The following is a 26,040-nucleotide window of genomic DNA, read 5'->3' as shown; positions in this document are numbered from 1 at the left end:
GATTTAAGGCAAAAGACGAGCCGGCAACAGGCGCATCAGCTGCGTATCGAACCAGGCCACGAAAGCCGGTGATGGCGCAGCATCGACCGCCAGGTACCACCAATCGGCGGCGGCGAAGGCACGGCACTTCACCGCGTCCTTTTCGGTCATCACCAACGGCAATGACGGTGTGAAATTCAAGGCCTGCACGCTGTATTCGGCGTGGTCGGCAAACGCATGCGGGACTGGTTGCCAGTGTAACGTTTCGAGGGTTGTGAAGAAACGCTGCGGATTGCCGATCCCGGCCACGGCGTGCAGCGCCTGGCCAGCGGGAAAGTGGTCGAGGGGACGCCGCTCGCCGCTGTGCAGATTGATCAATTCGGTGGGTTGAAGCTGGAAAGCAAAACCGCCGTCGCGATCGGCATCGGCACCGTTGTAGAGCACCGCGTCGACACTTTGCAGACGCTCGACCGGCTCACGCAACGGCCCGGCAGGCAGGCAACGCTGGTTGCCCAGGCCGCGGGCGGCATCGATCAGCACCAGTTCAAGGTCGCGGGCCAGTCGATAATGCTGCATGCCGTCGTCGGACAGGATCAGGTCCAGTGGCTCACTCGCCAGCAGGGCTTTGACGGCGCTGCTGCGGTCCGGGTCGATCATCAACGGAACGCCGGTGCGCTGGACGATCAACAGCGGTTCGTCGCCGGCGATATCAGCGCTTTGATCCGCCTCGACTCGCCACGGCAAGTGGGGTGGCTTGGCGCCATAACCCCGACTGACCACGCCGACCCGCAAACCGCTGCGCTGGCAGTGCTGGATCATCCACAGAATCAGCGGCGTCTTGCCGGTGCCGCCGACGGTGATATTACCCACGACGATCAGCGGCACCGGCGGTTGATAGATCTCGCCCTCACCCGCCAGAAAACGCTTGCGCTTGTTAATGACCACGCGCCGATACAACCACTCCAGCGGCTGCAACAGCTTCAGGGCCGGATGACCTTGGTACCACGCGGCGAGCAAGCGATCGGACATGGCCATCAGGGCGCGGGCGGCGCCGCCTCGACAGTGGTCATGCGCAGGTGACTGAAACCGAGTTTGCCGGCGGCGTCCATGGCGGTAATGACGGACTGATGCTGAGTCTTGCCGTCGGCGCTGATGGACAGCGGCAGGTTGGTGTCGCCACTGGATTCTTTCTGCAGTGCGTCCATCAGGGTCGCCAGGTCGTTCTTGGGCAATACCTGATTATTCACCGAGAAGGCACCTTCGGCACTGATGGCAACGTCCAGGTGTTTGACCTGCTGGTCTTCGGCAGGGGAACCACTGACCGCTTCCGGCAGATCCACGCGCAACTGGGTTTCACGGGTAAACGTAGTGGTGACCACGAAAAACAGCAGCAGGATAAACACCACGTCAATCAGCGACGCGAGGTTGATGTCTACCGTTTCCCGCGGTTTACGGCGGAATTTCACGCTTTGCCCCCATTCAGGTCGACATCACGGTCACCCTGTACCACCTCTACCAGTTTGATCGCTTCCTGCTCCATGCCGACCACCAGTTCATCGATCCGGCGTTGCAGGAATCGGTGGAAGAAGACCGCCGGGATACCGACCATCAGGCCTGCGGCCGTGGTGATCAGCGCTTTGGAAATACCGCCAGCCAGCACCGCAGCATTGGTACCCATGCCCGTGCCCATGAACGCGCTGAAAATGTCGATCATGCCCAGCACCGTACCCAACAGACCCAGCAACGGGGCCATGGCGGCGATGGTGCCCAACGCGTTGATGTAACGTTCGAGCTCGTGAATGACCCGTGCCGCAGCCTCTTCAATGCACTCTTTCATGATCTCGCGACCATGCCTGGAGTTGGCCAGGCCAGCCGCGAGGATTTCGCCCAACGGCGAGTTGGCGCGCAATTCCTTGAGTTTTTCTTTATTGAGTTGCTTGTCCTTGATCCACACCCAGACTTGCCCGAGCAAATGCTCCGGGGTCACACGGCTGGCTCGCAGGGTCCAGAGACGCTCGGCGACGATTGCCATGGCCGCGATGGAACTCAAAATGATCGGCAGCATCATCCAGCCGCCGGATTTGACCAATTCCCACACAGTGACAGCCCCCTCGAAAAAGTGCGCCACTCTAACATAGGGGGTGAGCGCACCGAAGACCGTGATGTCGCATCCAGTCGGTGTTTAATCACTCCGGGTTACTGTGCAGAGCGCCAGAAACGCCGTTCTTGACGCATCGTCCATGGCGGCTTGAAGCGTCCCAGTTGCAGACGGATGGCACCCTGCTCGGCACTGTCATGGATCGAAATGCCGCGCTTTCGATAGCGCGCCATGATTGTGGGATGGGGATGACCGAATGAATTTCCCTGGCCACGAGAGATCAACACCGCCTTGGGCTGCAACGCGGCAAGCAACGCCATCGATGACGAACTGCGACTGCCGTGGTGCGGCGCCTGCAACCAATCAGTGGTGACGGCCAGTGGACTGTCGAGCAGCGCCCGCTCGGCTGCGGCGTCTATATCGCCGGTAAGTAACAGACGCTCACCGTTGGCTTCTATCTGCAGGACGCAGGATTTTTGATTGCTGTCGCTGGCCGAAGACCATTGCCACAGCTGGAACCTCACATCATCCCAGACCCATTGCTTGCCGCTCTCGCAGCCTTCGGCCTGCAACTCGGCCCGCAGCGCCTGGGGATCGCCACTGACCACCCGTTTCACCGGCAGACCATTGGCAACGGCCCGGGCGCCGCCCGCATGATCGGCGTCGGCATGGCTGATCAACATCAAATCGAGCCCCTCCGCTCCCAGTTTGCGTAATGCCGGCAGCACCACACGCTCGCCCAGGTCGAAATCGCCGAAACGTGGCCCGGTGTCATACAACAGTGCGTGATGTCGCGTGCGCACCAGGATGGCCAAACCCTGGCCGACATCCAGCTGCCAGACTTCGGCGATGCCTTCAGGCAAGCGCTCCCGGGGCGGAAAAACCAGCAACAGCAGCATCGGCCAACCCAACGCGCGAAACGGCACACCTCGAGGCATTAATAGTAGAAAGGCACCGAGTGTGCCGAGTGCCCATACCCACAACGGGATGGCCACCGGCACCCACGCGGGCAAGTACCCGGCCATCAGCGTCAGGCCCTTGAACAAAAGGTCGATCAAACCTCCTGCCAACCACAACAACCCTTCGCCCACGTAAGGAAGGGGTAAAAACAGCGTGCCCAGCAATGCCGGAGGCAGCACGACCACGCTGATCCACGGCACCGCGAGCAAATTGGCCACCGGCCCGCTGAGACTGATCGGCAACCCGAGCACCAGCAGCAACGGGCACAGGCCAATCGCGATCAGCCATTGGGCGCGGGTCCAGGTTTGCCACCAGCGCCAGGGGCCCAGCCGACCACCGAAAGTGAAGATCAACACCGCCACCGCCGCGAACGACAGCCAGAAACCCGGTTGCAGACTCGCCAGCGGATCCAGTAGCAAAACACCGTCGAGCGCCAGCAACAGCGGCCACCAGGCGCCAAGGTGACGAAATCGCAGGCGCCACAACAGCACCAGGCCGATCATCACGCAGGCCCGCCGCACCGGCACCTCAAAACCGGCCAGCAGCCCATAACCGAGAGCGGCCGCGAACGCGAGTCCACAGGCCCACGGCAGCCAAGGCAAGCGTTTGGGCCACAGGCCATAACGGGCCAGCCCGGCGATCAACAGATACACCAGCCCCGCCAACAACCCGATGTGTTGTCCGGAAATCACCAACAGATGGACCGTGCCGGTGTCTTGCAGCACCTGCCAGTCTTCGCGACTCAGTCCGGCGCCATCCCCCAGCACCAACGCCGTCAGCGCTCCCGTTCGCCCCTGGGCATCCACGGACTGCAAGCGCTGACGGATGCCGTCGCGCCAGGCCCATTGGGCTTCCTTGAGCCGCTCGCCAGCCTTGACCGTCCCGGTCGCGCCGATACGTTGCGCCAACAGCCAGGCGTCGTAATCGAAGGCATGGGGGTTGAGCAGCCCCGCAGGACGCTTCAACTTGACCGCCAGTCGCCACTGTTCGCCGCTGTTGACCGGCGGCCCGTCATACCAGGCCAGGCGCATCAGTTGCGGCACCTTGCCGTGTCGCGACCGGGCGTCGGCCAACTCGAAACGCACGACGGCCTCATTGTTCTGGGGCAATCCCGTCACCCGACCTTCGACCCAACGGGTTTCGCCATCGAGGCTCATCGGCAGCCGATCATCCAGCGCCCACTGCGCATTCGCGCCCGCCCAACTGAAGCCGAACAGCAAAAATGCCAGTGGATAGCTGCGAAACGGCAGCAACATCAAACCGATGACCGGCAGCAACATCCATAACCAGACCGGCGGTAATACCGGTAAAAAACGCAGGATCAACAGACCCAACGCCAGCGCCATCATCCCTGTGCGCATACGCCCGTCCTTGAGAGTCCCCTCCTAGGCATAGCCGGCTAATCGCACAGGCATCGTTATTAATTGTCACAAAGTCTGAATGGGCAGCTCATAGAATCCAGACATACTTGCCGCCTTAACCGACCGAGAAGCCTTATGCCCCGGCGCTTATTCAAACGTTACATGCCAGACCCGATCAGCATCAGGGAACACAAGTCCTTACGCTTTCTCGGCACCCTGCTGCATGACCCGAACCTCTGGCACCTCAACCGCCATTCCGTCGCACGGGCTATGGCGGTGGGTCTGTTCGCAGCGTTCCTGCCAATTCCGCTGCAGATGCTGGTCGCCGCCATTCTCGCCATCATGGTTCGCGGCAACCTGCCGATTGCGGTCAGCCTGGTCTGGCTGACCAATCCGATCACCATGCCGGCGGTGTTCTTCTGCACTTACCAGACCGGAGCGTGGCTGATGGACGTTCCCACCCGCCATTTGCCGGACGAGCTGACCTGGGAATGGATCAGCGGCGAACTCTCGACGCTTTGGCAGCCGTTTTTACTCGGCTCGGTGGTGACGGGACTGGTGCTCGGCGCGCTCGCCTATTGCCTGACCATGATGTATTGGCGCTGGTGGGTAGGACGGCAGTGGCGGCGGCGCCAGAAAAAACGGATGCCGTAAACGCAAAACGGCCTCCGCTTGGAAGGCCGTTTTTTTGGTGTCTGGACTGGCGCCTTCGCGAGCAAGCCCGCTCCCACATTGGATCTGTGAACGACACAAACCCACTGTGGGAGCGGGCTTGGTCCGGGCGGCGTTCCGACGAAGCAGGCGACTCGGTCTTCCTCAGGTACGCATCCCGCGACCACTGACCAGCAGCCGTGCGCAACCGATGTACAACACCACGGTCGCCACCAGCATGAAGGTGATCGCCACGCTGATCCTGATGTCCGAAACGCCAAGAATGCCGTAACGGAAGGCGTTGACCATGTGCAGCACCGGGTTGGCCAGGGACACGGTCTGCCAGAACGGCGGCAGCAAGGAGATCGAGTAGAACACCCCGCCCAGGTAAGTCAGCGGTGTCAGCACAAATGTCGGGATGATCGAGATGTCATCGAAGTTGCGCGCAAACACGGCGTTGATGAAGCCCAGCAGCGAGAAGATCGTCGCCGTCAGCACCACCACCAGAATGGTCACGCCCAGGTGATGCACCTGCAATTGGGTGAAGAACAGCGACAGCAGGGTCACAATGACCCCAACCATCAAGCCACGCAGTACGCCGCCCAGGGTGTAACCGATCAGAATCGTATGCGGCGACACCGGCGACACCATCAATTCTTCGATGGAACGCTGGAACTTGCTGCCGAAGAAACTCGAGACCACGTTGCCGTAGGAGTTGGTGATCACCGACATCATGATCAGCCCCGGCACGATGTACTCCATGTAGGTGAAACCACCCATGTCACCGATCTGCCGGCCGATCAGATTGCCGAAGATCACGAAGTACAGAACCATGGTGATGGCCGGCGGCAGCAACGTCTGCGGCCAGATCCGGGTAAAGCGCCTGACCTCTCGGTAAACGATGGTGTTGAGGGCAACGAGATTGGGTTGCAGCTCGGAACTCATACCGCCACCTTCGACAGATTTTTCTCCACCAGGGACACGAACAACTCCTCGAGGCGATTGGTTTTGTTACGCAGGCTCAACACTTCGATGTTCTGTTGCGCCAATTGGGTGAACAGCGCGGTGATGCCCATGGCCTTGTCGACTTGAACTTCAAGGGTGTGGCTGTCGAGCAGCTTGGTCGGGTAACCAAGCAACTGCGGCGCGGTTTGCACTGTGTTTTTGAGGTCGAGCAGGAACGTTTCCACATGCAGTTGGCTGAGCAACTGTTTCATGCTGGTGTTCTCGACGATGGTGCCGTGATCGATGATGCCGATGTTGCGGCACAACTGCTCAGCCTCTTCCAGGTAGTGGGTGGTGAGGATGATGGTGATGCCTTTCTTGTTCAGCTCAGTGAGGAACGTCCACATCGAGCGACGCAGTTCGATGTCCACACCCGCCGTCGGTTCGTCGAGGATCAGCAGGCGTGGTTCGTGAACCAGCGCACGGGCGATCATCAGTCGACGCTTCATGCCGCCGGACAGTGAACGTGACGGGACATCGCGCTTGTCCCACAGGCCCAGTTGGGTGAGGTACTGCTCGGCACGTTCCTTGGCGATTTTCGGCGGGATGCCGTAATAACCGGCCTGGGTCACGACGATGTCGAAGGTTTTTTCGAACTGGTTGAAGTTGAATTCCTGGGGCACGACGCCGATGCAGCGCTTGAGCTGCGCAGGATTCTTGTCCAGATCGTGACCGAAAACATTCACCGTCCCGCTGGTCTTGTTCACCAGGGTCGAGAGAATGCCGATGGTCGTGGATTTGCCGGCGCCATTGGGGCCGAGCAAGGCGAAAAAGTCACCTTCGGCGACGTCCAGATCGATACCACTCAAGGCCTGGAAACCGTTGCCGTAGGTTTTGGTTAGCTGCCGGATGGACAGAGCGGAACTCATATCGGATTTACGCACCAAGAAGGGAAGAAAGGGACAAATAAGGGTGGGCGGCGACGAATACAACCGCGGCGCACGAGCGCAATGGTGCTTGCCGCCGCCACACAAGTACAGTCAAGCGTGTCGATAGTGAGTATTAAGTCAACGCGGTCATAACCGCTTTCTGATACGCCGGACGCTGTTTCAGGCGTGCATACCAGGCTTGCAGATGAGGCTGCGGTGCGCGCTCGATCGGCATCTCGAACCAGGCATAAATGAAACTGCCCAGAGGAATGTCGCCCATGCCGATCTCATCACCGGACAGGTAGGGTTGGGTCGCCAGCGCCTGGTTGGCCATGGACAGCAGGCCATCGCACTCCTTGATCGCGGCGTTGATTGCGGGCCAGTCCTGCTGGTCTTCCGGGGTACGCAATACGCCCCAGAACACCGTGCGGAACGGTCCGGCAAAACTTGAAGTGGTCCAGTCCATCCACTTGTCGGCAGAAGCCCGGGACTGCAGATCCTCTGGATACCAGGCCGTGCCGCTGGCGTGGCGAGCCATCAGGTAACGCACGATGGCGTTGGATTCCCACAACACGAAACCTTCGTCTTCAATCACCGGCACGCGGCCATTGGGGTTCATCGCGCGGTACTGCGGCGTATCGACTACACCAAAGGCGCCGCCGGCATCGATGGCTTCATAGGCCAGGCCCAGCTCCTCGGCGGCCCACAAAGGTTTTCTGACATTCGACGAGTTTTTCCGACCCCAGATCTTCAGCATGACCGCCTCTTTATGGATGAATGCGCAGGCAGCATACGCCGGATCAGGCGCGACTCAAATCGCTCTGCATGTCACCCGGCAGCACGGGCGATTGGTCGCCGAACAGATGCGGATAGCACTTCTCCAGGTGCTCGAAAAAGAACGCTTCAGGCACGTCGGTGAACTGGCCGTGGTCGATCAGGTATTCCATCAATTGCTCTCCGTCGCGATTGAACGGATGGAAAACGCTGTCGTTGATGCCGTCGAATTCCAGGGGTGCGACATTGAACAGGTCGCACAAGCCTTGGTTGAACGCTGGCGTGGCTTTGACCCAGCGGCCGTTCAGGTGAAGTTCCGTATAACCGTGCATGGCGAACACGTCACTCTTGAGCAACTCGAGCAACCGCGGCGTCGACAAATGATTGCGCACATCCGCCAGACCGATCCGCGCGGGAATCCCGCAATGCCGGGCGGCACCGGCCAGCAGCGTGGCTTTGGGCACGCAATAACTCTCCCCCGCTGCCAGCGCATAACTGCCGCGCAAGGTATTCGGGTCGAGACTGAAGGTGTAAGGGTTGTAACGCACGGCTTCGCGCACGGCGTAATAGAGATTGATCGCCTGCTCTAGAGGGTCACGACTGTTGCCGCGATGTTTTTCGGCGAACTCCACCACCGACGAGTGGTCACTATCGATGAAGCGGCCGGGACTCAGATACGCGTGCATGAGAACAATCTCCAGGGGAAGCCACGAGTCTAGCGACACGTTCAGCACAGAGATAACGACGTTTCGGCCAAACATGGGCGCTTTGCCGACCGCCCAACGAACGATTTCCGCGGCCTGTTGCCCACTGGGCCTACAAAACTCATCGAAGGTTTCCCACGAATTCAATCACATCGCTCTGACCACCCTGTTTTGCGGATGCCGTCTAAGCTCTGAAAGTTGGTTTTGCCCTGGTTTCACGGAGGATTAAATATGCTGCTGTTGTGGATACTGGTTCTGGTTGTCGGGATTGCTTATTTAGCCCACCGTCGTGTCGCCCCGTTGCCCGCCCTGTGCATCGTTGCCGTTTACGTGGTGGCGATGGGCGCTTTCAGCCGCGCGCCAGGCTGGTTGCTGCTGGTTCTCTGGGTGTTGATCGCGGCTGTGGCTGCGCCCTTGTTGTTGCCCGACCTGCGCCGCAAATTTTTCAGCGCGCCGCTGTTCAGCTGGTTCCAGAAAACCCTGCCACCGATGTCGCAAACCGAACGCGATGCAATCGATGCCGGCACGGTGTGGTGGGACGGTGAACTGTTCAGCGGTCGCCCGGACTGGAACAAACTGCTGGCCTATCCAAAAGCGCAGCTGAGCGAAGAGGAACAGGCCTTCATCGACGGCCCGACCGAAGAACTCTGCGCCATGGTCAGCGACTGGCAGATCGGTCAAACCATGGACCTGCCTCCCGAAGCCTGGACCTACATCAAGGAAAACGGCTTCTTCGCCCTGATCATTCCCAAGGAGTTCGGCGGCAAGGGTTTCTCCGCCTATGCCCACTCCCAGGTGGCGATGAAACTGGCGACCCGCAGCGGCGACCTTGCCTCTACCGTGATGGTCCCCAACTCCCTCGGCCCGGCCGAACTGCTGTTGCATTACGGCACCGACGAGCAACGCAACCACTACCTGCCACGACTGGCGCGCGGCGATGACATCCCGTGCTTCGCACTGACCGGGCCACTGGCCGGCTCTGATGCGGGCTCCATGCCCGACACCGGGGTGATCTGCAAAGGTGAATGGGAAGGCAAGGAAACCCTGGGCCTGCGCCTGAACTGGGAAAAGCGTTACATCACTCTGGGTCCTGTCGCCACCCTGCTCGGCCTCGCGTTCAAGGCCTACGACCCGGATCACTTGCTGGGTGAGGAGGAAGACCTGGGGATCAGCCTGGCATTGATCCCGACCGATACCGCCGGTGTCGAAATCGGCCGCCGCCACTTGCCGTTGGGCGCGTCATTCATGAACGGCCCGAACTCCGGCAAAGATGTGTTCGTACCGTTGGAGTTCCTCATCGGCGGCCAGGAAATGCTCGGCAAAGGCTGGATGATGCTGATGAACTGCCTGTCGGTCGGGCGTTCGATTTCGTTGCCAGCGGTCGGCACCGGCGCCGCCAAGTTCACCAGCCTGGTGACTGGCCAGTACGCTCAGGTCCGTGAACAATTCAACGTTCCTTTGTCGGCCTTCGAAGGCATTCAGGAAGCGATGGCCCGTATCGGCGGCAACGCCTGGATGATGGATGCCGCGCGGATGCTCACCGCCAATGCGGTGGATTTGGGCGAGAAGCCATCGGTGCTGTCGGCAATTCTCAAGTATCACCTCACCGAGCGCGGCCGCGAGTGCATCAGCCACGCCATGGATGTTCATGGCGGCAAGGCAATCATCATGGGGCCGAACAACTACCTCGGTCGCAGCTGGAACGGCGCGCCGATTTTCATCACAGTGGAAGGCGCGAACATTCTCTCGCGTAACTTGATGATCTTCGGCCAGGGTGCGATTCGCTGCCATCCCTTCGTACTTAAGGAAATGGCCCTCGCCGGTCGTGAAGACAAGGATCAGGCACTCACTGAATTTGATGGCCTGCTGCTCAAACACATCGGTTTCGCCGTGAGTAACGCCGCCAGCACGCTGGTGCTGAACCTTGGTTTCGGTCACTTCGAACACGCGCCAGGCGACAAGCTCAGCCAGGGTTACTTCCGCGCCCTCAATCGCCAGGCGGCTGCGTTCGCCCTGCTCGCCGACCTGAGCATGATGCTGCTGGGCGGCGAATTGAAACGACGCGAACGTCTGTCGGCACGTCTGGGGGATGTGCTCAGCAACATGTACCTCGCCTCCGCCGCGCTCAAGCGTTACCACGACCTCGATTCACCGGGGCACATGGCACCGCTGTTTACCTGGGCCATGGAAGAAAGCCTGGGGCAGTCGGAACGAGCACTGGATGAGCTGCTGACCAACTTCCCGAACAAAGTGTTGGGTTGCCTGTTGCGGGTGATCGTGTTCCCGTTCGGTCGTCGTCACAAAGGGCCATCGGACAAACTCGGCGCCGAAGTGGCGGCGGTGATCGGCCGCGCCAAGGGCGATCCGACCCTGGAAGAGTTGCTCGGCGGTTGCTACCGGCCGCAATCCACTGATGACCCGGTTGGCGCCCTGCAACATGCGTGTAACCTGCTGAGTGCCGCGCAACCGCTGCGCAAAAAGCTTCATGTCGCGCTCAAAAGTGGCCAGGTCAAACCGGTCGCTGGGGAGCACGTCATCGACGCAGCGCTTGAAGCCGGTGTGTTGCAGCCCAGGGAAGCGCAGACCCTGCGGGACGCCGAAGCGGCGCGGCGCAAGGTGATTGATGTCGATGATTTCGACAAAAAGGAACTGGCGCTGGGCAAAGGAAAGGTCCGCTGATCCCGCTTACCATGTGCCTTCTACCTGTAAAAATGGGCGCGGGCGCTTTATACTCCCGCGCCCGTTTTGCTCTTGAGGACTTATCTCGTGTCCAATGTCGTTGCCGATCATCTTGTCTTGCTCGACCACCTGCGCAGCATCCTGGTCGCCGTAGGTGAGGCCGAACAGGTTCCCGAAGAAAGCCATGCCTTGTTCCTGGAGCGCTTCGACGAACTGCGTGCGTTGCTGCCGGTCGACCCGATCGAAAGCCAATACCTGGGCCAGGACATTCTGTGCCAGGTGATCACCCGCTACCCGCAAATCGCCCACCTGGTCCCGCGCGACCTGCTGTGGTATTTCGCCGGTGACTGCCTGCATTACATGCCCGACGATGAAATCGACTTGTATCAGGCACTGGAAGAACGTCGTTTCGAAGCTGAACAAAACGACGAACCGTTCGACTGGAACCAGGAAAAACAGCTGCTGGCGATGTCGAAAGACGACAGCAAGCACTGATCCTCGGTCAGAAATGCAAAAGGCCCGCATGGTGATTCATGCGGGCCTTTTTTGTGCCTTGCTTCAAGTGATGCAGTGGCTGGTCGGGCCCCTTCGACTTGCCCGCGAAGGCGTCTGTCAGAGCAATCCATCACTCTCGGGCAACTCATACTCCGCCGCGCCCCTAACCGAGCCACTCAACTTGCCCGGCTTGCTCAGGGTCGGCTCCTTTTCCAGGCACTCCACCAGATAGTCGATCAGCACCCGTAACTTCGGGGGCAAATACCGGGTTGGCGAATGCAGCAACCAGGCACCGCCGTGGTAGGACGCCAGAAAGGTCCAGTCCGGCAGCACCTGCACGATCAGCCCCTGTTCCAGCGCATAACGCGCGGTGAAGTACGGCAGGCTGCCAATCCCGATGTGCTGCAACACTGCGCCCAACCGCACACCGGTGTGATTGGCCGCATAACGTCCGCGCACGCCAACGGTGACAGCCTTGGTGCCTTTCTTGAATTTCCAGCGTGCATCGCTCGGCGTTTCGCCCAGATAGATGCAGCTGTGGTTGAGCAAGTCGTGGGGATGGGTCGGTGTGCCGTGTTCGGCCAGGTATTGCGGCGTTGCACAGAGCATGTGATCGATGGTGAGCAATTGCCGACCGACCAGCCCAGCAGGTGGCCGATCTGTAATACGAATCGCCAGATCAACGTTGTCGTCGATCAAATCCACCTGGCGGTCCTCAAGTAACAGCTCTACATCCACTTTGGGATAGCGACGCAAAAATTCCGGCATATGCGGATGAATCACGAAACGCCCCACCGCCTTCGGCACACTGACGCGCACCCGTCCTTCGGCTTCATGGGTGAACTGACCGCTGATCTCCATCACCGACTTGGCGGCGCTGACCATCTCCTGGCAACGCTTGAACACCTCCTCGCCACCGTCGCTCAAACGCAGCTTGCGCGTGGTTCGCTGCAGCAAACGGGTGGCGAGCGCCTTCTCCAGACGCGAAATGCTGCGACTGACCGCTGAGGGAGAAGAACCCAATTGTCGAGCAGCCTCGGAGAAGCTGCCGGTCTCGACAACCTTGACGAAGATCGCCATTTCACCGAGCAGCGGTAGTGGAAGATTTATGCTCACAGCGCAACAGTCCTTTGATGTTTGAACGGATTATCACGCAATTCCACGCTCCATATAATAAAAATAGAATTGTTAATAAGGGCATGGAATATGACGCTTCGCCTCTTTTTCCATAGTGATGACCTCAAGGCTAATGTGGAAGTCCTGGATTGCACGCCCCACGAGAACGAATTTGCCGTGGTGCTACGCGCCACGTTGTTTCACCCCCAGGGCGGTGGACAGCCCTTTGACACCGGCTGGATCGGCGAAAGCCGAATACTGCGGGTTGTTCAGGATCCGGACCGGATCATTCATTTCGTCGACCATCCGGTAAAACCGGGCATGACTCAGATTCGGGTCGACGAACAACGCCGCCAGTTCAATTCACGCATGCATTCCGCCGGCCACCTGATCGGCCACTTCGTCCAGGCCATGGGCTGGATGCCGATCAAGGCTCATCACTGGCCGGGCGAAGGACGCGTGCAATTCAAACCGGCAGAGTCGGCAAAAGAGGTTGATGCCGAGATGATTCAGCACGGCATCGAGCAGTGGATCGCCCATGATCTGCCGCGCCTGATGTCGATGCGTGAAGGCGCCCGGGAAATCGGTTTCGGTGAACTGCCCGCCTACGGCTGTGGCGGCACCCATGTACGCAGCCTGAAGGATTTGGGCACGGTCACGATCGCGTCCCTTTCACTGAAGAAGGGAACGCTGTCAGTCCACTACAGCGTGGATTGAGCATTTGGGCGATGCCGTTCCTGTCATCGCCTGACGCCGGGGGAGCCTGCGTTCGCGGGTTCTGTTGACTATCTGATAGATGGACCTAAGACATGATGCTTGACGTCGAGCGTCTCGATGAGACGTGCATAAAAAAACTGGCCAATAAAGAAGTCCTCGCCGTGCGCGTCAAAGGCTTTCTGCCCCGACCGCTGGCGATTCAGATTGGCGACAAGATCCTCGCCCCTGGCTTCGAGGGATACATCAATGCGCCGAGTATCGGTCGCATTGGCATGGCGTTTTACGAAGCGGAAAACCAGCCGCTCCTGATCGAAGATTATTTCGAGCGTGCCACCCGTAACATCGCGGAGTTGCGCAGTCGCTGTGCGCCCTACTCGTCCCCGGTCGACACCCTGCGCTGCATGCTCGACGAGTCCTGGCCGGCGGGTGCGCACCTGGAAAATCTCTACGGTCGCAAAATGTACGTCGGGCTTTCACGGGTAGTGAAACCCGGTGTGTGCTTTCTGGCCCATCACGACATTTTCGCCAAGGATGCCCCGGACAGTTTCCAGGCGCGAAGTCTGGAGTCGCAGTTCGCCTGCAATGTTTACCTCAACATGCCGATCGAGGGCGGCGCGCTACAGATGTGGGACGACGATATTTCCCCGGAGCAGTTCGACGACATGCGCGGCGACAATTACGGCATCGATCCGTCCCTGCTCGGCCCGCCGACCCTGGAGATTCGTCCGGATCCGGGAGATTTCATCATGTTCAATTCACGCCGCATGCACTCGGTGACACCGGGCGTGGCCGATCCGCGCTTAAGCCTTTCATTCTTTGTCGGCTATCGCGGCAACGCATCACCCCTTACCTTCTGGAGTTGAGATGCAGCTTTCGAATTACCTGGGCGAGTTCCTGGCGCTGGCAACTATCCACTTTCTGGCCGTCGTCGCCCCCGGACCGGATTTTGCGGTCACCATCCGCCAGAGCGTGCGTTTCGGTCGATGGGTGGGGATCTGTACCGCGCTGGGCATCGGTGCGGGCATTTCCGTGCATGTGCTTTACACCCTGTTCGGCGTCGGCGCATTGATGCACACCACGCCTTGGCTGTTGACCGTGGCCAAGGTCGTGGGCGGCGCCTACATTCTGTACCTCGGCGTAAGCCTGCTGCGCAGCCAACCCAAATCCATGCCGGAGGGTGAAAAAAATGCAGACGAACCGATGGTCGAGCAAACACTGCTAAAAGCGTTTACCACCGGGTTTCTGACCAATGCCACCAATCCCAAGGCGACACTGTTTTTCCTGGCAATCTTCACCACGATCATCAGCACCACGACACCACTCAAGATTCAGGCGCTATACGGTCTCTGGATGTGTTTCGTGAACGCATTGTGGTTTGTCATCGTTGCGCTGTTCTTTTCAAGCAGCAAGGTGCGATTGCTGTTCATGCGCCTGGGGCACTGGTTCGAACGGAGCATGGGAGTGATCCTGATCCTGTTTGCCGGCCGGTTGATTTTGTCGATGTAAATACCCGTGAATCGAGCAGGAGGCGGCTTTACAGCCGCCGTCCTCTCACACCACCGTTCGTACGGTTCTACGGACTGGACACTCAGCATAACCCGTCAATATCAGGCAACCGCACTGCGCTATGACCTTGCCTGCACCGCTCTCCCGCCCGCCTTTCTCCAGTCTTTGCACCCGTGGTTTTTTTTAAAAATCATGGCACTTTGGTTTGATTGAACTAACGTTGAAGCAATAAGAAGTCATAACGGCTCGAGTTTTCACGTTAGCTTCAGTGATCAGATGGTGAATAGGCAAAAGGAGTTACCTCTCTATGATCCTGTCAGGCGTTTTCCGGCTCTGTACCTTCATTGCCGATTACTTTCCGGGGGAGCCACGTCGGCGGACAGTACCGTCCATAGCCGCAAGTTTCGCTCTGGCGAGCAGTCCAGATAACCGGATCACTAAAAACCGTTTTAGCAAAGGTCGCTCGCTATCCAGCCAGATCAGCGAATTGCGCTCGCTCGTGTGTAGCACGTAAGGAATAACACCAAGACCATGGACAAGTGGTCTGACGCATTGGGGGGGATAGTCCGGTCCCCGTGAAGTGATCCGTGACAAATCAGTCAGCCTAAAGATGGCCTATCCAGTGAGGATGTATTAAATGAGCCTTCGTCCCGTGCCCGCTTTCAAGCGAATCATCCATGGCCTGTTCTGGACAGGCCTCAGCGTGAATGCGGCTCAGGCCGCGCCGAACAATTGTTCGCAACTGGACAGTTGGCCGACAACGTATGAGGTCGGCCAGGGGCTGCAAAGTGAATTGCGCAGCCCCGTTCCGATAACACAACTGGCGGTGGGTGACCCGAAAATTGCCGACGTGCAATCCAGTGCAAACAGTAGCAACAACGCCTTCATACTCACGGGCGTTGCACCGGGGACCACCAGCCTGATGGTCTGGACCGCCTGTTCGAAAACGCCGCGCCAAAGCATGGTGTTCGTCAAGGGTAAGGCCACCGCGGCGCTGACCAGCGTGCCGTCGGTGCCTTCCGACGACCCGCTGCTGCCAAGCCAGGTGCAGACCGATATCCGCTTCGTTGAAGTCAGCCGGACCAAGCTCAAGGAAGCTTCCGCCTCGATTTTCGGCGTCCGGGGCAACTTCCTGTTCGGCTCGCCGAGAACCCTGCCCACCATCAACGGCATTGTCAGGCCGTCGCTGCCCGTGAACAACGACATGTTCAACCTCAGTTTTGCTACCGGCAATACCCTGGTGGCGCTCAACGCGCTGGAGGGTAGTGGTTTCGCCTACACCCTGGCGCGGCCAAGCCTGGTAGCGCTCAGCGGGCAGAGTGCGAGCTTCCTGGCCGGCGGTGAAGTACCGATTCCGGTGCCCAGTTCAGGCAGCGATAACGTGTCCATCGAGTACAAGGAGTTCGGTATCCGCCTGACCCTGACGCCGACCATCGTCGGGAAAAACCGTATCGCGCTGAAGGTGGCACCGGAAGTCAGTGAACTGGACTTCACCAACGCAGTGAGCATCGCCGGCACGATCGTCCCGGCCCTGACCGTACGCCGTACCGATACCAGCATCTCTCTGGCCGACGGCGAAAGCTTCGTCATCAGCGGCCTGATCAGCACCCACAACGATTCCCGGGTGAACAAGTTTCCGGGGTTGGGCGATATTCCGATTCTGGGCGCGTTTTTCCGCGACAACAGCATCAACCGTGAAGAGCGCGAACTGCTGATGATCGTCACCCCCCATCTGGTCCAGCCACTGGCTGCGAATGCACAACTACCGTCATTGCCTGGCGAGCAACTGCGCAATTACGACCCGAACTTCTACCGCATGTTCTTCCTGGAAAATGGCAACTTCGACAGTCTCAGTGGGCTCTCGCAATGAACCGAAGCCTGAACCAGACGTGCCTCGCCCTCACTCGTAACGGTGATGTTGAACACTTGCCAGGCCAGCTTCATTGCCATTGGCCAGGCGTTCAACGTGTTGTAGCCAGAGGACATTCGATGAAAGCAGTCATTGCAATAGCGGCGACAATAATGCTCGCAGGTTGTGCCAGCAATGGCCTGTCTTCGCGACCGGCGAGCTGTGCCAAGCCCGGCTCTGATCAAGAACTGGCCCTGAACCTGGCCGACAACATGGCCAACGAAGGCCGTTTGTATGCCAGCCTGGCGAATCTGGAAGGATTGCCCGATAACCTGGTCCAGGTTCGCCTGCGCAAGGCTCGAGTGCTGCGCTTGATGGGGCGTAGCGAGGCGGGGCCGTTGTATCAAAGTCTGCTCGGCACCTGTCTGGCTGCTGATGGGGAACATGGTCTGGGCCAGTTGGCCGCAGAAAAAAATGATAACGCCGCCGCAGCCGCTCACCTTGAGAATGCGGTGAAGATGGACCCCACTGACGACAGGATGCGTAATGACCTGGGGGTCGTCTACCTCAATCAGCGACGGATCCCGGAAGCGCGTTTTGAGTTCATGACCGCCATGGAACTCAAGCAGGCAAACACACTGGCGGCACTCAATATGGTGACGTTGCTGATCTACCAGGATAACTGGAAGGCGGCTTCCGAACTCGTGACCCGCGCCGACTTGAGCCCCAAGCAATTCGCAGAAGCTCAAATCCGCGCGGAAAAACTCAAGGCCTCCGCCAACAAGGTGGTGGCTTCCGAGGGGAATCGCCGGACTGAGGTAGCCGATGCCTCTTCCAGTGCGATCAAGTAGAACGTACGAGGAGTCGAGATGAAGACCAAAAGGCTGTTGATCGTGTGCATGGCGTGCCTGTCCACCACTGCCTGGGCCATTGAGCCGGGCCCCTCTTCGCCGTATCAACAAGGTACCGAACAGTGGATGCAGCTTCAGATTCGCGGTGTGGTTGCCTCCCCTAAACTGCAAACCGCTTCGGCCACCGAACGTGACCTGGCCATGCAGCGCTGGCTGAACAGCTTCAACTACCCGATTCCGGAGTTTTTTGACCAGGATGCAGCGGGGAAAATCACCACCAGCAACTGAGGCCTGTCTATGGGTGATCAGCCTCTGGCGTAGTCCAGAGTAGCCTGGCTGCAAAGCCGGGCTTAATGTCGTGTGCAGGAAAGCAGTGGTCTCTACACATTATTCAACCCTGGCCGGATTACCCCGGAGCGGTCGCAGGCTGCGATCATTTGATTCCGAGGACCCAGGCAATTCGTAGCCTGGTTCTCTGAATCAAATGATCGCAGCCTGCGGGAAATGTGTAGATCCATGACAGGAAAGTGCAGATCAGGCTCGGGGGGGGGGAAGGCCATCGCGCTCGACAGCCTCCGACCGTTTACCTCACCCGAATGCTCTCAACACCCCGATCATGGCAGGGCCGATAGCGACCAGAAAGAAGCTCGGCCACAGGCAGAAAATCAGTGGGAATATCAGCTTGGTGCCGATTTTCGCCCCCATCTCTTCGGCGGCCTGCGTACGCCGGTCACGGAACTCGTCGGCATAGATGCGCAGGGTATCGGCCACGCTGGTACCAAAGCGGATACTCTGCGCCAAAAGGCTGACCAGCCCTTGTACATCATCCAGACCAGTGCGCAGGGCCAGCTGTTTGAGCGCCTCGGTACTGGAAATGCCCGCGCGGATTTGCGCATTGACCAGGGCCAGTTCTTCAGCCAGTTCGGCCTGGCTGACCGACATCTCCTCAGCCACCCGTTCGATGGTCGAGGGCAGGGCCAGGCCCGACTCCACGCACACCACCATCAGATCCAGCGCATCCGGAAACGCGGCACGCAACCGACCTTGTCGCAACTGCTTACGCTTGGCGACATAGAGCGCTGGCACCAACCATCCGATACCGGCCGCCATGGCCACCAACAGCAACCCCATGATCAGGGACATCTTGGGAATCATCGGCAACAGCAGCAACGTAATACCGATCAATAACAGCGGCAACATCAAGCGCACAGCCCAGTACATCTGCAGCGCCGACGAGGAACGGTACCCCGCATGTATCAACAGGGTCTGGGTGACGGACGTCTGAGCCGATTCGGCCGAGCCAAAGTGCTGGCCGACCCGCTCCAGCAACAGTTGCAGATTACCCGGAGCCTCCTGTCCTGCGGTGTTGCCTAAATGACCACGCTTGATCAGCGCCAGACGACGCTGCACCGGATCCTGAAGCCCCATCATCAGCAAGATCACGGCGACGACCGCAAGCACCGTACTCAAACCGATCGAGGCGATGAACAACAGACGCGCCAGCTCCTCGCTCCCCGTGACCCGACTGAACAACCCGAGCAAAAAGTCCATGATCTCTACCTCCCGGTAGCGAATACCGCTTAAACCTGAATCCGGATGATTTTGCGTATCCAGAGAATCCCGAGCAACATGGCGCTGAACGCCCCGATGATCAGCTTATGGCCCATGGGATCATTGACCAGCACAGGCAGGTAACTGGGGCTGGTGACTATGATCGCAATCGCCAACACGAAGGGAATCGCCACCAGTATCCAGGCCGACATCCGCCCTTCGGCCGACAGGGTCTTGACCTTGCGCTGAAAGCGAAAGCGCCCGCGAATCAGCCGACTCAGACGTTCCAGCACTTCCGTCAGATTACCGCCGGTCTCGCGATGGATGAGGATCGAGGTCACCAGCATCATCACCGTCATGCTCGGCATCCTCTCAAGCAGGCCGAGCATGGCCCGACGTACATCGTTGCCATAGTTGATATCGGCGAAGGTCAGACCGAACTCCTGAGCGACCGGCCCCTTATGCTCCTCGCCGACCAGGCGCAGGGTTTCGTTGAACGGGTGTCCAGCGCGTAGCGCACGGCACATGGCATCCAGTGCATCTGGCAGGCCTTCCTCAAACTCAGCGAAGCGTTTGCCACGGTCACGAGATATTTTCAGCAGTGGTACGCAGAACACTCCGAAGCCCGCCAGCAGCGCCATCCACCAGACTGACGAGATCATCAAGACCGAGATGCCTGCACAGGCGCCCAGGAACAGCCCGAGCAACAGCACCCGATAAGCACGATATTCATGACCGGACTGCTCGATCACTTGGGTCAGGCTCGCCATAAAGGGCAACTGCTCGAGCATGGCCTCCAGTGGCGATAAGCGCGTCAGGTATTTCTGCCGTAACACCGTCTGCATGTTGGGCAGATTGTTGGCTTTCTCCAGAATGTGCAAACGGCCGCGGATGCGCTTGCGCATCTTGCCGGCCTCGCCGAACACCGGCACCACCACCCCTTGGGACAGAAGGAACACAGCGATAAACACCATGCCGAGGAACATCAGAATGAATTCACCAGGAATATGGCTCATGACTGCCGTGCCTCCATCCACTCAGGCCTGAACATCGTCAGCGGCAACTCGATGCCGCGCTTGGCCAGCACATCGCGGAAGGCAGGGATCATGCCGCTGGGCCGAAAATCACCCAGTACTTCGCCGTTTTCGCCTATGCCTTGGCGCACGAAGGAGAAGATTTCGGTCATGGTGATGATCTCGCCCTCCATGCCGTTGATCTCCTGCACACTGACCAGGCGACGCTTGCCGTCCTCCTGGCGTTCCAGCTGGATGACCACTCCGATGGCCGAAGCGATCTGTTGGCGCATGGCCTTGATCGGGAAGGTCGCCCCGGTCATCGACACCATGTTCTCGATCCGCCCCAGCGCATCGCGTGCGGTGTTGGCGTGGATCGTGGTCAACGAGCCGTCGTGACCGGTGTTCATCGCTGTCAGCATGTCCAGCGCCTCGGCACCGCGCACTTCGCCGATCACAATGCGGTCCGGACGCATCCGCAAGCTATTGCGCACCAACTCCCGCTGGCCCACCTCGCCACGCCCTTCGATATTCGAAGGCCGGGTTTCCAGGCGTACCACATGGGGCTGTTGCAACTGCAGTTCGGCAGAGTCTTCGATGGTAACGATCCGCTCGTTGTGCGGGATGAAACTGGACAGCACATTGAGCATGGTGGTCTTGCCGCTGCCGGTACCGCCGGAAATCAGCACGTTCAAGCGCCCACGGACAATCGCCTTGAGTAGCAGGGCAATGGCCGGGGTCAAAGCCCCCACCTGGATCAGGCTGTCGGTATTGAGCAGGTCCACGGAAAAACGCCGGATCGACATGCTCGGGCCGTCGATGGCCAGCGGCGGAATAATCGCGTTGACCCGCGAACCGTCCTTGAGCCGCGCATCCACCAACGGCGAAGACTCGTCGATACGCCGACCCAGGCTGGAGACGATGCGATCTATGATGTTCAGCAAATGCTGATCATCGCGAAAACGCACATCGGTCCGTTGCAGTTTGCCGAAGCGCTCGACATACACTGAGTCATGCCGGTTGACCAAAATGTCGGACACAGTGTGATCGGCCAGCAACGGTTCCAGAGGCCCCAGGCCGAGTACCTCGTCGGTGATCTGCTTGATGATTAACTGACGGCTGACGGTACTCACTGGTGCCGTATGCTCATCGAGCAGGCGCAGGCAAATATCGCGAATCTGCCGAGTAGCCTCGGCCTGCTCAAGGGAGTCCAGCAAGGACAGGTCCATGACCTTGAGCAACTGCTGGTAGATCTTTTCCCGCCACTCGGCCTCCACCGGGGTGACCTGACTTCTGGTTTCGTAAAGAACGTCCGGCGCTGCACGCTCCCACGCCATTATTTCCTCTACCGGATCCAACAGGTCGTCGCCCGGTTGGGCAGCGGCGGGTTTACCGGACTGTTTGCGCAAGCGGTTACGAAAGTCGCTGATCATGGGTCATCCCCCGAAAAAACGGTTGAAGGCACGTTTGAGCAAGCCTTTGTTGCCGGCCACCTGTTGACCGACCAGGTCCTCGGTCATGTTGCGCAGTGCAGCAGTGATCGCTGCCCTCGGCGCATGCAGCCCCAACGGCACGCCAGTGTTCTGACTCTGGCTGACCAGATTGAAGTCGTTGGGTAACGTCGACAGATTGGTGCAGCGCAGCGCCTCGCCGATATCCTTGAGGCTGACCGCTGCCGCCTTGTCATAGCGGTTGACCACTATCTGCAATTGATCCCCTCGCACGCCGAGGTCATCGCGAAGAATCCGCACCAGGGAGCTGGCATCGCGCAGATGGCTGACGCTCTGTTGCACCACCACGTACACCCGATCCACCTGCTCCAGCACAGAGCCGGTGAGGTGATCGATTTGCCGCGGCAGGTCGATCACCACCCAGCCATAGCTGGCGCGGGCCAACTGCAACAGGGTGTCCAGTTGCTCGGGCTGGGTATCCTGCGGCAAGGACAGCTCACCGGCTCGACCGCCCAGCACATGCAAGGTCGGGCTGAAGTGACCGCAAAAACCGCGTAACGCAACGCTGTCCATGCCGTCGATCTGGTGCAACACCTCCAGGTGGCTGTGCGTCTGCGCCACATCCAGATAATGCGTCACGCTGCCAAATTGCAGGTCCATATCCAGCAACAGGGTGCTGCCACCCTTGATGCTCAGTTGCTGAGCCAGGTTGCAGGCCAGCAGGGTTCCGCCAGAGCCGCCCTTGGCGCTCATCACGGCGATCAATTTTCCTTCTGCCCCACTGCCGGTCCGAACTTCCGTGACCAGACGATTCAAGGCGGCGACCAGTTCGGTCTCGGCGATGGGCTCCGGCAGCACGTCCCGGGCACCGGCCTGCATCGCCAGGCGCATGGCTTCCTGTTCGCTCAGCAGTCCGCACACCAACATCGGCGGACGCTCATGGGCCGGGTGCTGCAACAGTGCCGACAGCTCTTCACGCCACAGGTCGCTAACGCGCAACAGCAACAGATCAGGCATCCGGTCCAGACCGTAGAGCGGGTCGACATGCCCGTTGCTCACCAGGCGAGTACTCACCTCCAGGCTGGGCATGCGTTGGCAGACGCTCTGCAGGTCGCGCAAAGAGCTGGCGTCACGGCTACTGATCAGCAACCTGAGCCCGGCTTTGCCGGTCGAACTGGAGACGGGTGTTTCCTTGGTATTCAGCATGGCGTGATCTCCCCGGAACCGGAATGACGCCCGAGGCTTTCGCGTGGCAACGTTGCCCTGAATGCGGGCAAGGTAATGGGCACGCGGAGCCCGGGAATAAACAGATTGAATACGAAGTTTTGCAGACTCAACTGGACATAGCGGATGGCACGAAAACCATTGACGCTGACCAGGTCAGCGGGGTTGGCCACCAGAGCACCATTGACGTCCAGATAGGTCAACGTCAGGTTGGTGGTGGCCAGATCACCGATCAGCTGGCTCGCACCTGCATCGGTCGCGGCATTGAATATCGCCCGCCGCAGAACCACCGGATCGCTGATATTGCACACCGAAGCCAGGCGCGTACCACGCCGTACGGCTTCATCCAGTGCATTGACCGTGAAGTACAGGCGGCCCATTTCCAACACGCCGAACAACAGCGTGAACATCAGCAGACCAATGAAGGCGAACTCCACCGTATAGGTGCCGCGCATGTGTTTTCTATTCATCACAGTGCCCTCATCACGGTAGTGGCAACCAGCGGAATGCTCAGCGCAATCTGATTACCAAAGAAACCCGGAATCGAGCCGCCACAATTGCCACCGCCAATCACCGGGCAGAACGTATAAGTGATGGTGACCCGCACATGGTCGGTACCCACTGCGGCGACGACCACGTTGCCAGTCGTCAGCCCTGACACCACAGCGGTCCCGGTATTGGCAGGCACGCCATAGACCGCAACGTTTTTCGTCTGGGTCAGTAGCGTACTGCTCAGAGCGACCTGACCAAGCGTCGAGTTCCAGGCCTGGCTAGCGACGAAACGGTCGGCATCGCGGCTGGCCTGCAGCAGCACGTTGTATTGATAGAGCATGCGGCCGAATTCACCGAAGGCCAGCAACAGCAACAGCAACACCGGCAGGACGAGGGTGAATTCCACCATGGCCAGGCCTTGCTGGCGCTGCGGATGTTTAAACGCGTGGATTCTCATGACGCCTCCTACGAGTCAGTGCTCGGAGTGCTGCTGCCGGTGAGATAGGTTTTGTAGAGCTGAATGATCTGCGGGCCGGTATCGGTTGACGGCGAGGGGCCTGCCACGTTGTCGCCCTCGCACTCCTTCACGAACTGTCCGAAGATCTGCGACTCCGTGCCGCCGCCGCTCATTGGCTGCACCACGTAATAGCAACCGAAACCCAGCACGGGGATCGAGGTTGAACCGCCCTGTTTGCCGGTGCAGTTGCCCACCACGACTTTCATCATTCGGCGCTCGAACACCCCATTGCTCTGACAGCCACTGCCCCCTGCCACACACGCGGCAGTGCTCGCACGCCAGTCGTTGTAGTCAAATATCGCGTTGCTGCCCGCGGTGAGATTGCCGTTGCTCGAGGTGACGGTTTGCCCCTGGTACTTCGCTTGTGGCGGGGAGACTGATTCGTCGTAAGTGATTGCGGGGTTGCTGGACGTGGTCACCAGGTCCGGTGGATAGTCCGAGGCACTGACCGGGCCGTTGTAGATGCCGAAGCGCGTATTCAGGCCTTGAGAGCTAGGGCCGACCTTGTTGCCAGGGGCGGTCAGGACATTGTCCCCCACACTGCGGCATTCCTTGCCACCTCCGGCCAGGTCCTCCCTGACGGTACTGCCGCCCGAGCCAAAGTCGAGCAACTGAAAGTTGCCTGGACCAATGGGCGACGAATTACCGGCAGCCGTCTTCAATACCTGCAAATCACCAAACTGGAAGCCCCAGAACATGCCAGCGCCCGGGTTGTTTTGAGTCGGGTCGCCACAGACCATCAAAGGTGAGAGATCACAAGGACTGGTAGGGCTGGGTCCAGCGGTGGCGATCGCAGCCACCGCTTTGGCCCCCAGGCCGCCAGAGCCGAATACCTGAGCGAAGTTCCAGAAAAACCCCGTCAGGCTATAGTTCGGTACCGATACCCGAACGTACTTGGCATCCGAAGGCCCGGGATAGGAGAACGGGCCATAGACGCTATTTGCCAGTTCCACCACTGCAAATGTGCCTGCGTTGCTGCCAATAGCCGTTGCCAATTCATTGTTGCCCGTGGCATTGGCATTTTGCATCAGCGTACTGAGCGCGGCAGCGCGCGTCGTGCTGGCAATGTTGCTGCCACCCTCCACCTGACTCAGGGTTTTGGCGCCGCTCAGGGCGGCGGCGTCCACCGCATTCTGCAGGCGCGTTTTGTTCAGCATCATATGCCCGCCGTCCAAAGCCAGCGCCGCCATCATGCCAATCACCGCCAACGCAAACACCATCAATACACTCACCGATCCTTCCTGGCGCCATGGCGTCGCAGTGAACGGCCGCTGAATACGATTATTCATCTTCAAGCCCTCGTTTACCGATACTGATCCGGATCGGCTCCGCCAATGCTTTGGTGCCCGGGCACCCCTACCGCCCTGTCAACGTTTGACGACAGTGGCTTGGGTCCCGCGGATAACGGTAATAGACCCGCCACCCTCTCCGCTGCTGCGCTGTACCACGCGTTTTGGCACCGCGACGGCGGCCAAAGCCATGGCCGGCACAACAGGCGCAACAGCTGCGGTTTTCTTCTCGAGGTTCAGTGGGTTACGCAGCGCCAGTTGCAACTTGCCTTCCGTCTGCGCCGTGACCAGGGTTTCTGCCTCGGCAGCCGACATCTCCAGCGTCACTGCTCGCACCACCACTGGTTGGGTCTTGTCGGTACCTGCCGTCTGGTCCACCGCCAGCACACGCAGGTTTTCAAGGATGGTCCTGGACACGGCGCTGTTACTGCCGGCACTAGTAGTTTTGGTCGCCAGTACATCGACCCGGTTGCCCGGCAACAGGAACCCGCCCACACCGACCACATCGTCCACACGTACCGATATGGCGCGTTTGTCGGGGGCAATCAAAGAGGCCAGGGTGCTGCCACCCAAGTGCTCACTCAGACGCGCACCGCGCACAATGTCGCCCTTCAGGATGTCGAACGTAGCGATCTTGCCCACTGCTTTTTCGCTGGAGTCGAAGGCATCGTCCGGGATCGTGTCCATGGGCATGCGCATGGTCGTAACCTGCTGGGCCTCGACCATCTGCCCGAATGGAATCTCTACCGTGGCGACCACCACGCTTCGAAGGTGGTCATCCGGGCTGGCGTTGAGACGTGCGCTCAGCCAGGAGTCGGCCATCCATGCAGCTCCAAGGCCCATGACCAGGGAAACGCCTATCAGGGTAAGAGTACGAGAGCTCATGTCA

26 protein-coding genes are annotated in these 26,040 nt (G+C 59.5%); 9 read left to right on the top strand and 17 right to left on the bottom strand.

Features of this window, described 5'->3' with window-relative positions:
* Positions 1-3 precede the first annotated feature (3 nt).
* The 4 genes from lpxK to KW848_RS18400 all read right to left on the bottom strand — a co-directional run bounded on the left by lpxK (position 4) and on the right by KW848_RS18400 (position 4,398).
* Positions 4-1,014: a tetraacyldisaccharide 4'-kinase gene (gene lpxK, locus KW848_RS18415; RefSeq protein ID WP_218537661.1), complete on the bottom strand. Its 1,011-nt coding sequence runs from the start codon at positions 1,012-1,014 to the stop codon at positions 4-6.
* Positions 1,014-1,445 carry a biopolymer transporter ExbD gene (locus KW848_RS18410; RefSeq protein ID WP_008152382.1) on the bottom strand — a complete coding sequence of 144 codons (432 nt, stop codon included), beginning with the start codon at positions 1,443-1,445 and terminating at the stop codon, positions 1,014-1,016. Before KW848_RS18410 ends, lpxK begins: the two co-directional genes overlap by 1 nt.
* Positions 1,442-2,077 (bottom strand): MotA/TolQ/ExbB proton channel family protein, encoded by a 636-nt coding sequence (locus tag KW848_RS18405; protein WP_165934036.1) that lies wholly within the window; start codon positions 2,075-2,077, stop codon positions 1,442-1,444. The genes KW848_RS18410 and KW848_RS18405 overlap by 4 nt, the downstream gene beginning before the upstream one ends.
* A 98-nt stretch (positions 2,078-2,175) precedes the next feature.
* Positions 2,176-4,398, bottom strand: a complete 2,223-nt coding sequence (locus KW848_RS18400; protein WP_218537660.1) for a DNA internalization-related competence protein ComEC/Rec2 — start codon at positions 4,396-4,398, stop codon at positions 2,176-2,178.
* A 135-nt stretch (positions 4,399-4,533) separates the two neighbouring features.
* Here KW848_RS18400 and KW848_RS18395 point away from each other — a divergent pair, with 135 nt between their 5' ends.
* Positions 4,534-5,052, top strand: coding sequence for a DUF2062 domain-containing protein (locus tag KW848_RS18395; RefSeq protein WP_218537659.1), 519 nt, complete (start codon positions 4,534-4,536; stop codon positions 5,050-5,052).
* 162 nt (positions 5,053-5,214) lie between these two features.
* Here the strand turns inward: KW848_RS18395 and KW848_RS18390 are convergent, their stop codons facing one another.
* From KW848_RS18390 to KW848_RS18375, 4 genes are all read right to left on the bottom strand, one after another.
* Complete coding sequence (locus KW848_RS18390; RefSeq protein ID WP_192411013.1) at positions 5,215-5,994, bottom strand: ABC transporter permease; 780 nt, start codon at positions 5,992-5,994, stop codon at positions 5,215-5,217.
* Positions 5,991-6,923 carry an ABC transporter ATP-binding protein gene (locus tag KW848_RS18385; RefSeq protein ID WP_192411014.1) on the bottom strand — a complete coding sequence of 311 codons (933 nt, stop codon included), beginning with the start codon at positions 6,921-6,923 and terminating at the stop codon, positions 5,991-5,993. The genes KW848_RS18390 and KW848_RS18385 overlap by 4 nt, the downstream gene beginning before the upstream one ends.
* A gap of 133 nt (positions 6,924-7,056) precedes the next feature.
* Positions 7,057-7,680 carry a glutathione S-transferase family protein gene (locus KW848_RS18380; protein ID WP_111451760.1) on the bottom strand — a complete coding sequence of 208 codons (624 nt, stop codon included), beginning with the start codon at positions 7,678-7,680 and terminating at the stop codon, positions 7,057-7,059.
* 43 nt (positions 7,681-7,723) lie between these two features.
* On the bottom strand, positions 7,724-8,383 hold the full coding sequence (locus KW848_RS18375; RefSeq protein WP_218537658.1) for a transglutaminase family protein: 660 nt from the start codon (positions 8,381-8,383) through the stop codon (positions 7,724-7,726).
* A gap of 249 nt (positions 8,384-8,632) precedes the next feature.
* On the opposite strand from KW848_RS18375, the gene KW848_RS18370 reads away from it, so the two are divergent.
* Both KW848_RS18370 and KW848_RS18365 read left to right on the top strand, forming a co-directional pair.
* Positions 8,633-11,080: an acyl-CoA dehydrogenase gene (locus KW848_RS18370; RefSeq protein WP_218537657.1), complete on the top strand. Its 2,448-nt coding sequence runs from the start codon at positions 8,633-8,635 to the stop codon at positions 11,078-11,080.
* 87 nt (positions 11,081-11,167) lie between these two features.
* A complete protein-coding gene (locus KW848_RS18365) occupies positions 11,168-11,575 on the top strand; it encodes a PA2817 family protein (protein WP_008152400.1) in 408 nt (135 codons plus the stop codon).
* 117 nt (positions 11,576-11,692) lie between these two features.
* Here KW848_RS18365 and KW848_RS18360 read toward each other — a convergent pair whose 3' ends face one another.
* Positions 11,693-12,691 carry a LysR family transcriptional regulator gene (locus tag KW848_RS18360; RefSeq protein WP_218537656.1) on the bottom strand — a complete coding sequence of 333 codons (999 nt, stop codon included), beginning with the start codon at positions 12,689-12,691 and terminating at the stop codon, positions 11,693-11,695.
* Between the two features lie 90 nt (positions 12,692-12,781).
* On the opposite strand from KW848_RS18360, the gene KW848_RS18355 reads away from it, so the two are divergent.
* The 6 genes from KW848_RS18355 to KW848_RS18330 all read left to right on the top strand — a co-directional run bounded on the left by KW848_RS18355 (position 12,782) and on the right by KW848_RS18330 (position 17,902).
* Entirely contained in the window at positions 12,782-13,408 is a 627-nt protein-coding gene (locus tag KW848_RS18355) for an alanyl-tRNA editing protein (protein WP_218537655.1), read from the top strand.
* A gap of 92 nt (positions 13,409-13,500) precedes the next feature.
* Positions 13,501-14,271 (top strand): 2OG-Fe(II) oxygenase, encoded by a 771-nt coding sequence (locus KW848_RS18350; RefSeq protein WP_218537654.1) that lies wholly within the window; start codon positions 13,501-13,503, stop codon positions 14,269-14,271.
* A gap of 1 nt (position 14,272) precedes the next feature.
* On the top strand, positions 14,273-14,914 hold the full coding sequence (locus KW848_RS18345) for a LysE family translocator (RefSeq protein WP_218537653.1): 642 nt from the start codon (positions 14,273-14,275) through the stop codon (positions 14,912-14,914).
* Positions 14,915-15,551: 637 nt separating this feature from the next.
* Positions 15,552-16,784, top strand: a complete 1,233-nt coding sequence (locus KW848_RS18340) for a type II and III secretion system protein family protein (RefSeq protein ID WP_192411020.1) — start codon at positions 15,552-15,554, stop codon at positions 16,782-16,784.
* A gap of 119 nt (positions 16,785-16,903) precedes the next feature.
* Positions 16,904-17,614: a tetratricopeptide repeat protein gene (locus KW848_RS18335; protein ID WP_192411021.1), complete on the top strand. Its 711-nt coding sequence runs from the start codon at positions 16,904-16,906 to the stop codon at positions 17,612-17,614.
* 18 nt (positions 17,615-17,632) lie between these two features.
* Entirely contained in the window at positions 17,633-17,902 is a 270-nt protein-coding gene (locus tag KW848_RS18330; RefSeq protein ID WP_218537652.1) for a DUF3613 domain-containing protein, read from the top strand.
* Between the two features lie 300 nt (positions 17,903-18,202).
* On the opposite strand, the gene KW848_RS18325 is transcribed toward KW848_RS18330, so the two are convergent.
* The 8 genes from KW848_RS18325 to cpaB form a co-directional block, all read right to left on the bottom strand.
* The gene (locus KW848_RS18325; protein ID WP_218537651.1) at positions 18,203-19,165 is read right to left on the bottom strand and encodes a type II secretion system F family protein; all 963 of its coding nucleotides are present in this window, start codon (positions 19,163-19,165) and stop codon (positions 18,203-18,205) included.
* Between the two features lie 29 nt (positions 19,166-19,194).
* Positions 19,195-20,181, bottom strand: coding sequence for a type II secretion system F family protein (locus KW848_RS18320; RefSeq protein WP_218537650.1), 987 nt, complete (start codon positions 20,179-20,181; stop codon positions 19,195-19,197).
* Positions 20,178-21,611 (bottom strand): CpaF family protein, encoded by a 1,434-nt coding sequence (locus KW848_RS18315; RefSeq protein ID WP_111451747.1) that lies wholly within the window; start codon positions 21,609-21,611, stop codon positions 20,178-20,180. Before KW848_RS18315 ends, KW848_RS18320 begins: the two co-directional genes overlap by 4 nt.
* A 3-nt stretch (positions 21,612-21,614) precedes the next feature.
* Positions 21,615-22,835 carry an AAA family ATPase gene (locus tag KW848_RS18310; RefSeq protein ID WP_218537649.1) on the bottom strand — a complete coding sequence of 407 codons (1,221 nt, stop codon included), beginning with the start codon at positions 22,833-22,835 and terminating at the stop codon, positions 21,615-21,617.
* Complete coding sequence (locus tag KW848_RS18305) at positions 22,829-23,323, bottom strand: TadE/TadG family type IV pilus assembly protein (RefSeq protein ID WP_111451745.1); 495 nt, start codon at positions 23,321-23,323, stop codon at positions 22,829-22,831. Before KW848_RS18305 ends, KW848_RS18310 begins: the two co-directional genes overlap by 7 nt.
* On the bottom strand, positions 23,323-23,802 hold the full coding sequence (locus KW848_RS18300) for a TadE/TadG family type IV pilus assembly protein (protein WP_218537648.1): 480 nt from the start codon (positions 23,800-23,802) through the stop codon (positions 23,323-23,325). The genes KW848_RS18305 and KW848_RS18300 overlap by 1 nt, the downstream gene beginning before the upstream one ends.
* An 8-nt stretch (positions 23,803-23,810) precedes the next feature.
* Positions 23,811-25,151, bottom strand: coding sequence for a TadE/TadG family type IV pilus assembly protein (locus KW848_RS18295; protein ID WP_218537647.1), 1,341 nt, complete (start codon positions 25,149-25,151; stop codon positions 23,811-23,813).
* 78 nt (positions 25,152-25,229) lie between these two features.
* Complete coding sequence (gene cpaB / locus KW848_RS18290) at positions 25,230-26,036, bottom strand: Flp pilus assembly protein CpaB (RefSeq protein WP_218537646.1); 807 nt, start codon at positions 26,034-26,036, stop codon at positions 25,230-25,232.
* Positions 26,037-26,040: the final 4 nt, after the last annotated feature.

This window comes from Pseudomonas sp. PDM25, assembly GCF_019219045.1.
GTDB lineage: Bacteria > Pseudomonadota > Gammaproteobacteria > Pseudomonadales > Pseudomonadaceae > Aquipseudomonas.
This window is presented reverse-complemented; position numbering and strand designations above follow the sequence as displayed.

Excerpts from the sequence above, each read along its gene's own strand:
- KW848_RS18390 (WP_192411013.1), bottom strand. The coding sequence starts at position 5,994 with ATGAGTTCCGAGCTGCAACCCAATCTCGTTGCCCTCAACACCATCGTT.
- KW848_RS18310 (WP_218537649.1), bottom strand. The coding sequence starts at position 22,835 with ATGCTGAATACCAAGGAAACACCCGTCTCCAGTTCGACCGGCAAAGCC.
- KW848_RS18295 (WP_218537647.1), bottom strand. The coding sequence starts at position 25,151 with ATGAATAATCGTATTCAGCGGCCGTTCACTGCGACGCCATGGCGCCAG.
- KW848_RS18300 (WP_218537648.1), bottom strand. The coding sequence starts at position 23,802 with ATGAGAATCCACGCGTTTAAACATCCGCAGCGCCAGCAAGGCCTGGCC.
- KW848_RS18370 (WP_218537657.1), top strand. The coding sequence starts at position 8,633 with ATGCTGCTGTTGTGGATACTGGTTCTGGTTGTCGGGATTGCTTATTTA.
- KW848_RS18325 (WP_218537651.1), bottom strand. The coding sequence starts at position 19,165 with ATGGACTTTTTGCTCGGGTTGTTCAGTCGGGTCACGGGGAGCGAGGAG.
- KW848_RS18315 (WP_111451747.1), bottom strand. The coding sequence starts at position 21,611 with ATGATCAGCGACTTTCGTAACCGCTTGCGCAAACAGTCCGGTAAACCC.
- KW848_RS18385 (WP_192411014.1), bottom strand. The coding sequence starts at position 6,923 with ATGAGTTCCGCTCTGTCCATCCGGCAGCTAACCAAAACCTACGGCAAC.
- lpxK (WP_218537661.1), bottom strand. The coding sequence starts at position 1,014 with ATGGCCATGTCCGATCGCTTGCTCGCCGCGTGGTACCAAGGTCATCCG.
- KW848_RS18395 (WP_218537659.1), top strand. The coding sequence starts at position 4,534 with ATGCCCCGGCGCTTATTCAAACGTTACATGCCAGACCCGATCAGCATC.
- KW848_RS18335 (WP_192411021.1), top strand. The coding sequence starts at position 16,904 with ATGAAAGCAGTCATTGCAATAGCGGCGACAATAATGCTCGCAGGTTGT.
- KW848_RS18350 (WP_218537654.1), top strand. The coding sequence starts at position 13,501 with ATGATGCTTGACGTCGAGCGTCTCGATGAGACGTGCATAAAAAAACTG.
- KW848_RS18375 (WP_218537658.1), bottom strand. The coding sequence starts at position 8,383 with ATGCACGCGTATCTGAGTCCCGGCCGCTTCATCGATAGTGACCACTCG.
- KW848_RS18340 (WP_192411020.1), top strand. The coding sequence starts at position 15,552 with ATGAGCCTTCGTCCCGTGCCCGCTTTCAAGCGAATCATCCATGGCCTG.
- KW848_RS18355 (WP_218537655.1), top strand. The coding sequence starts at position 12,782 with ATGACGCTTCGCCTCTTTTTCCATAGTGATGACCTCAAGGCTAATGTG.
- KW848_RS18305 (WP_111451745.1), bottom strand. The coding sequence starts at position 23,323 with ATGAATAGAAAACACATGCGCGGCACCTATACGGTGGAGTTCGCCTTC.
- KW848_RS18330 (WP_218537652.1), top strand. The coding sequence starts at position 17,633 with ATGAAGACCAAAAGGCTGTTGATCGTGTGCATGGCGTGCCTGTCCACC.
- KW848_RS18400 (WP_218537660.1), bottom strand. The coding sequence starts at position 4,398 with ATGCGCACAGGGATGATGGCGCTGGCGTTGGGTCTGTTGATCCTGCGT.
- KW848_RS18320 (WP_218537650.1), bottom strand. The coding sequence starts at position 20,181 with ATGAGCCATATTCCTGGTGAATTCATTCTGATGTTCCTCGGCATGGTG.
- KW848_RS18345 (WP_218537653.1), top strand. The coding sequence starts at position 14,273 with ATGCAGCTTTCGAATTACCTGGGCGAGTTCCTGGCGCTGGCAACTATC.
- cpaB (WP_218537646.1), bottom strand. The coding sequence starts at position 26,036 with ATGAGCTCTCGTACTCTTACCCTGATAGGCGTTTCCCTGGTCATGGGC.
- KW848_RS18380 (WP_111451760.1), bottom strand. The coding sequence starts at position 7,680 with ATGCTGAAGATCTGGGGTCGGAAAAACTCGTCGAATGTCAGAAAACCT.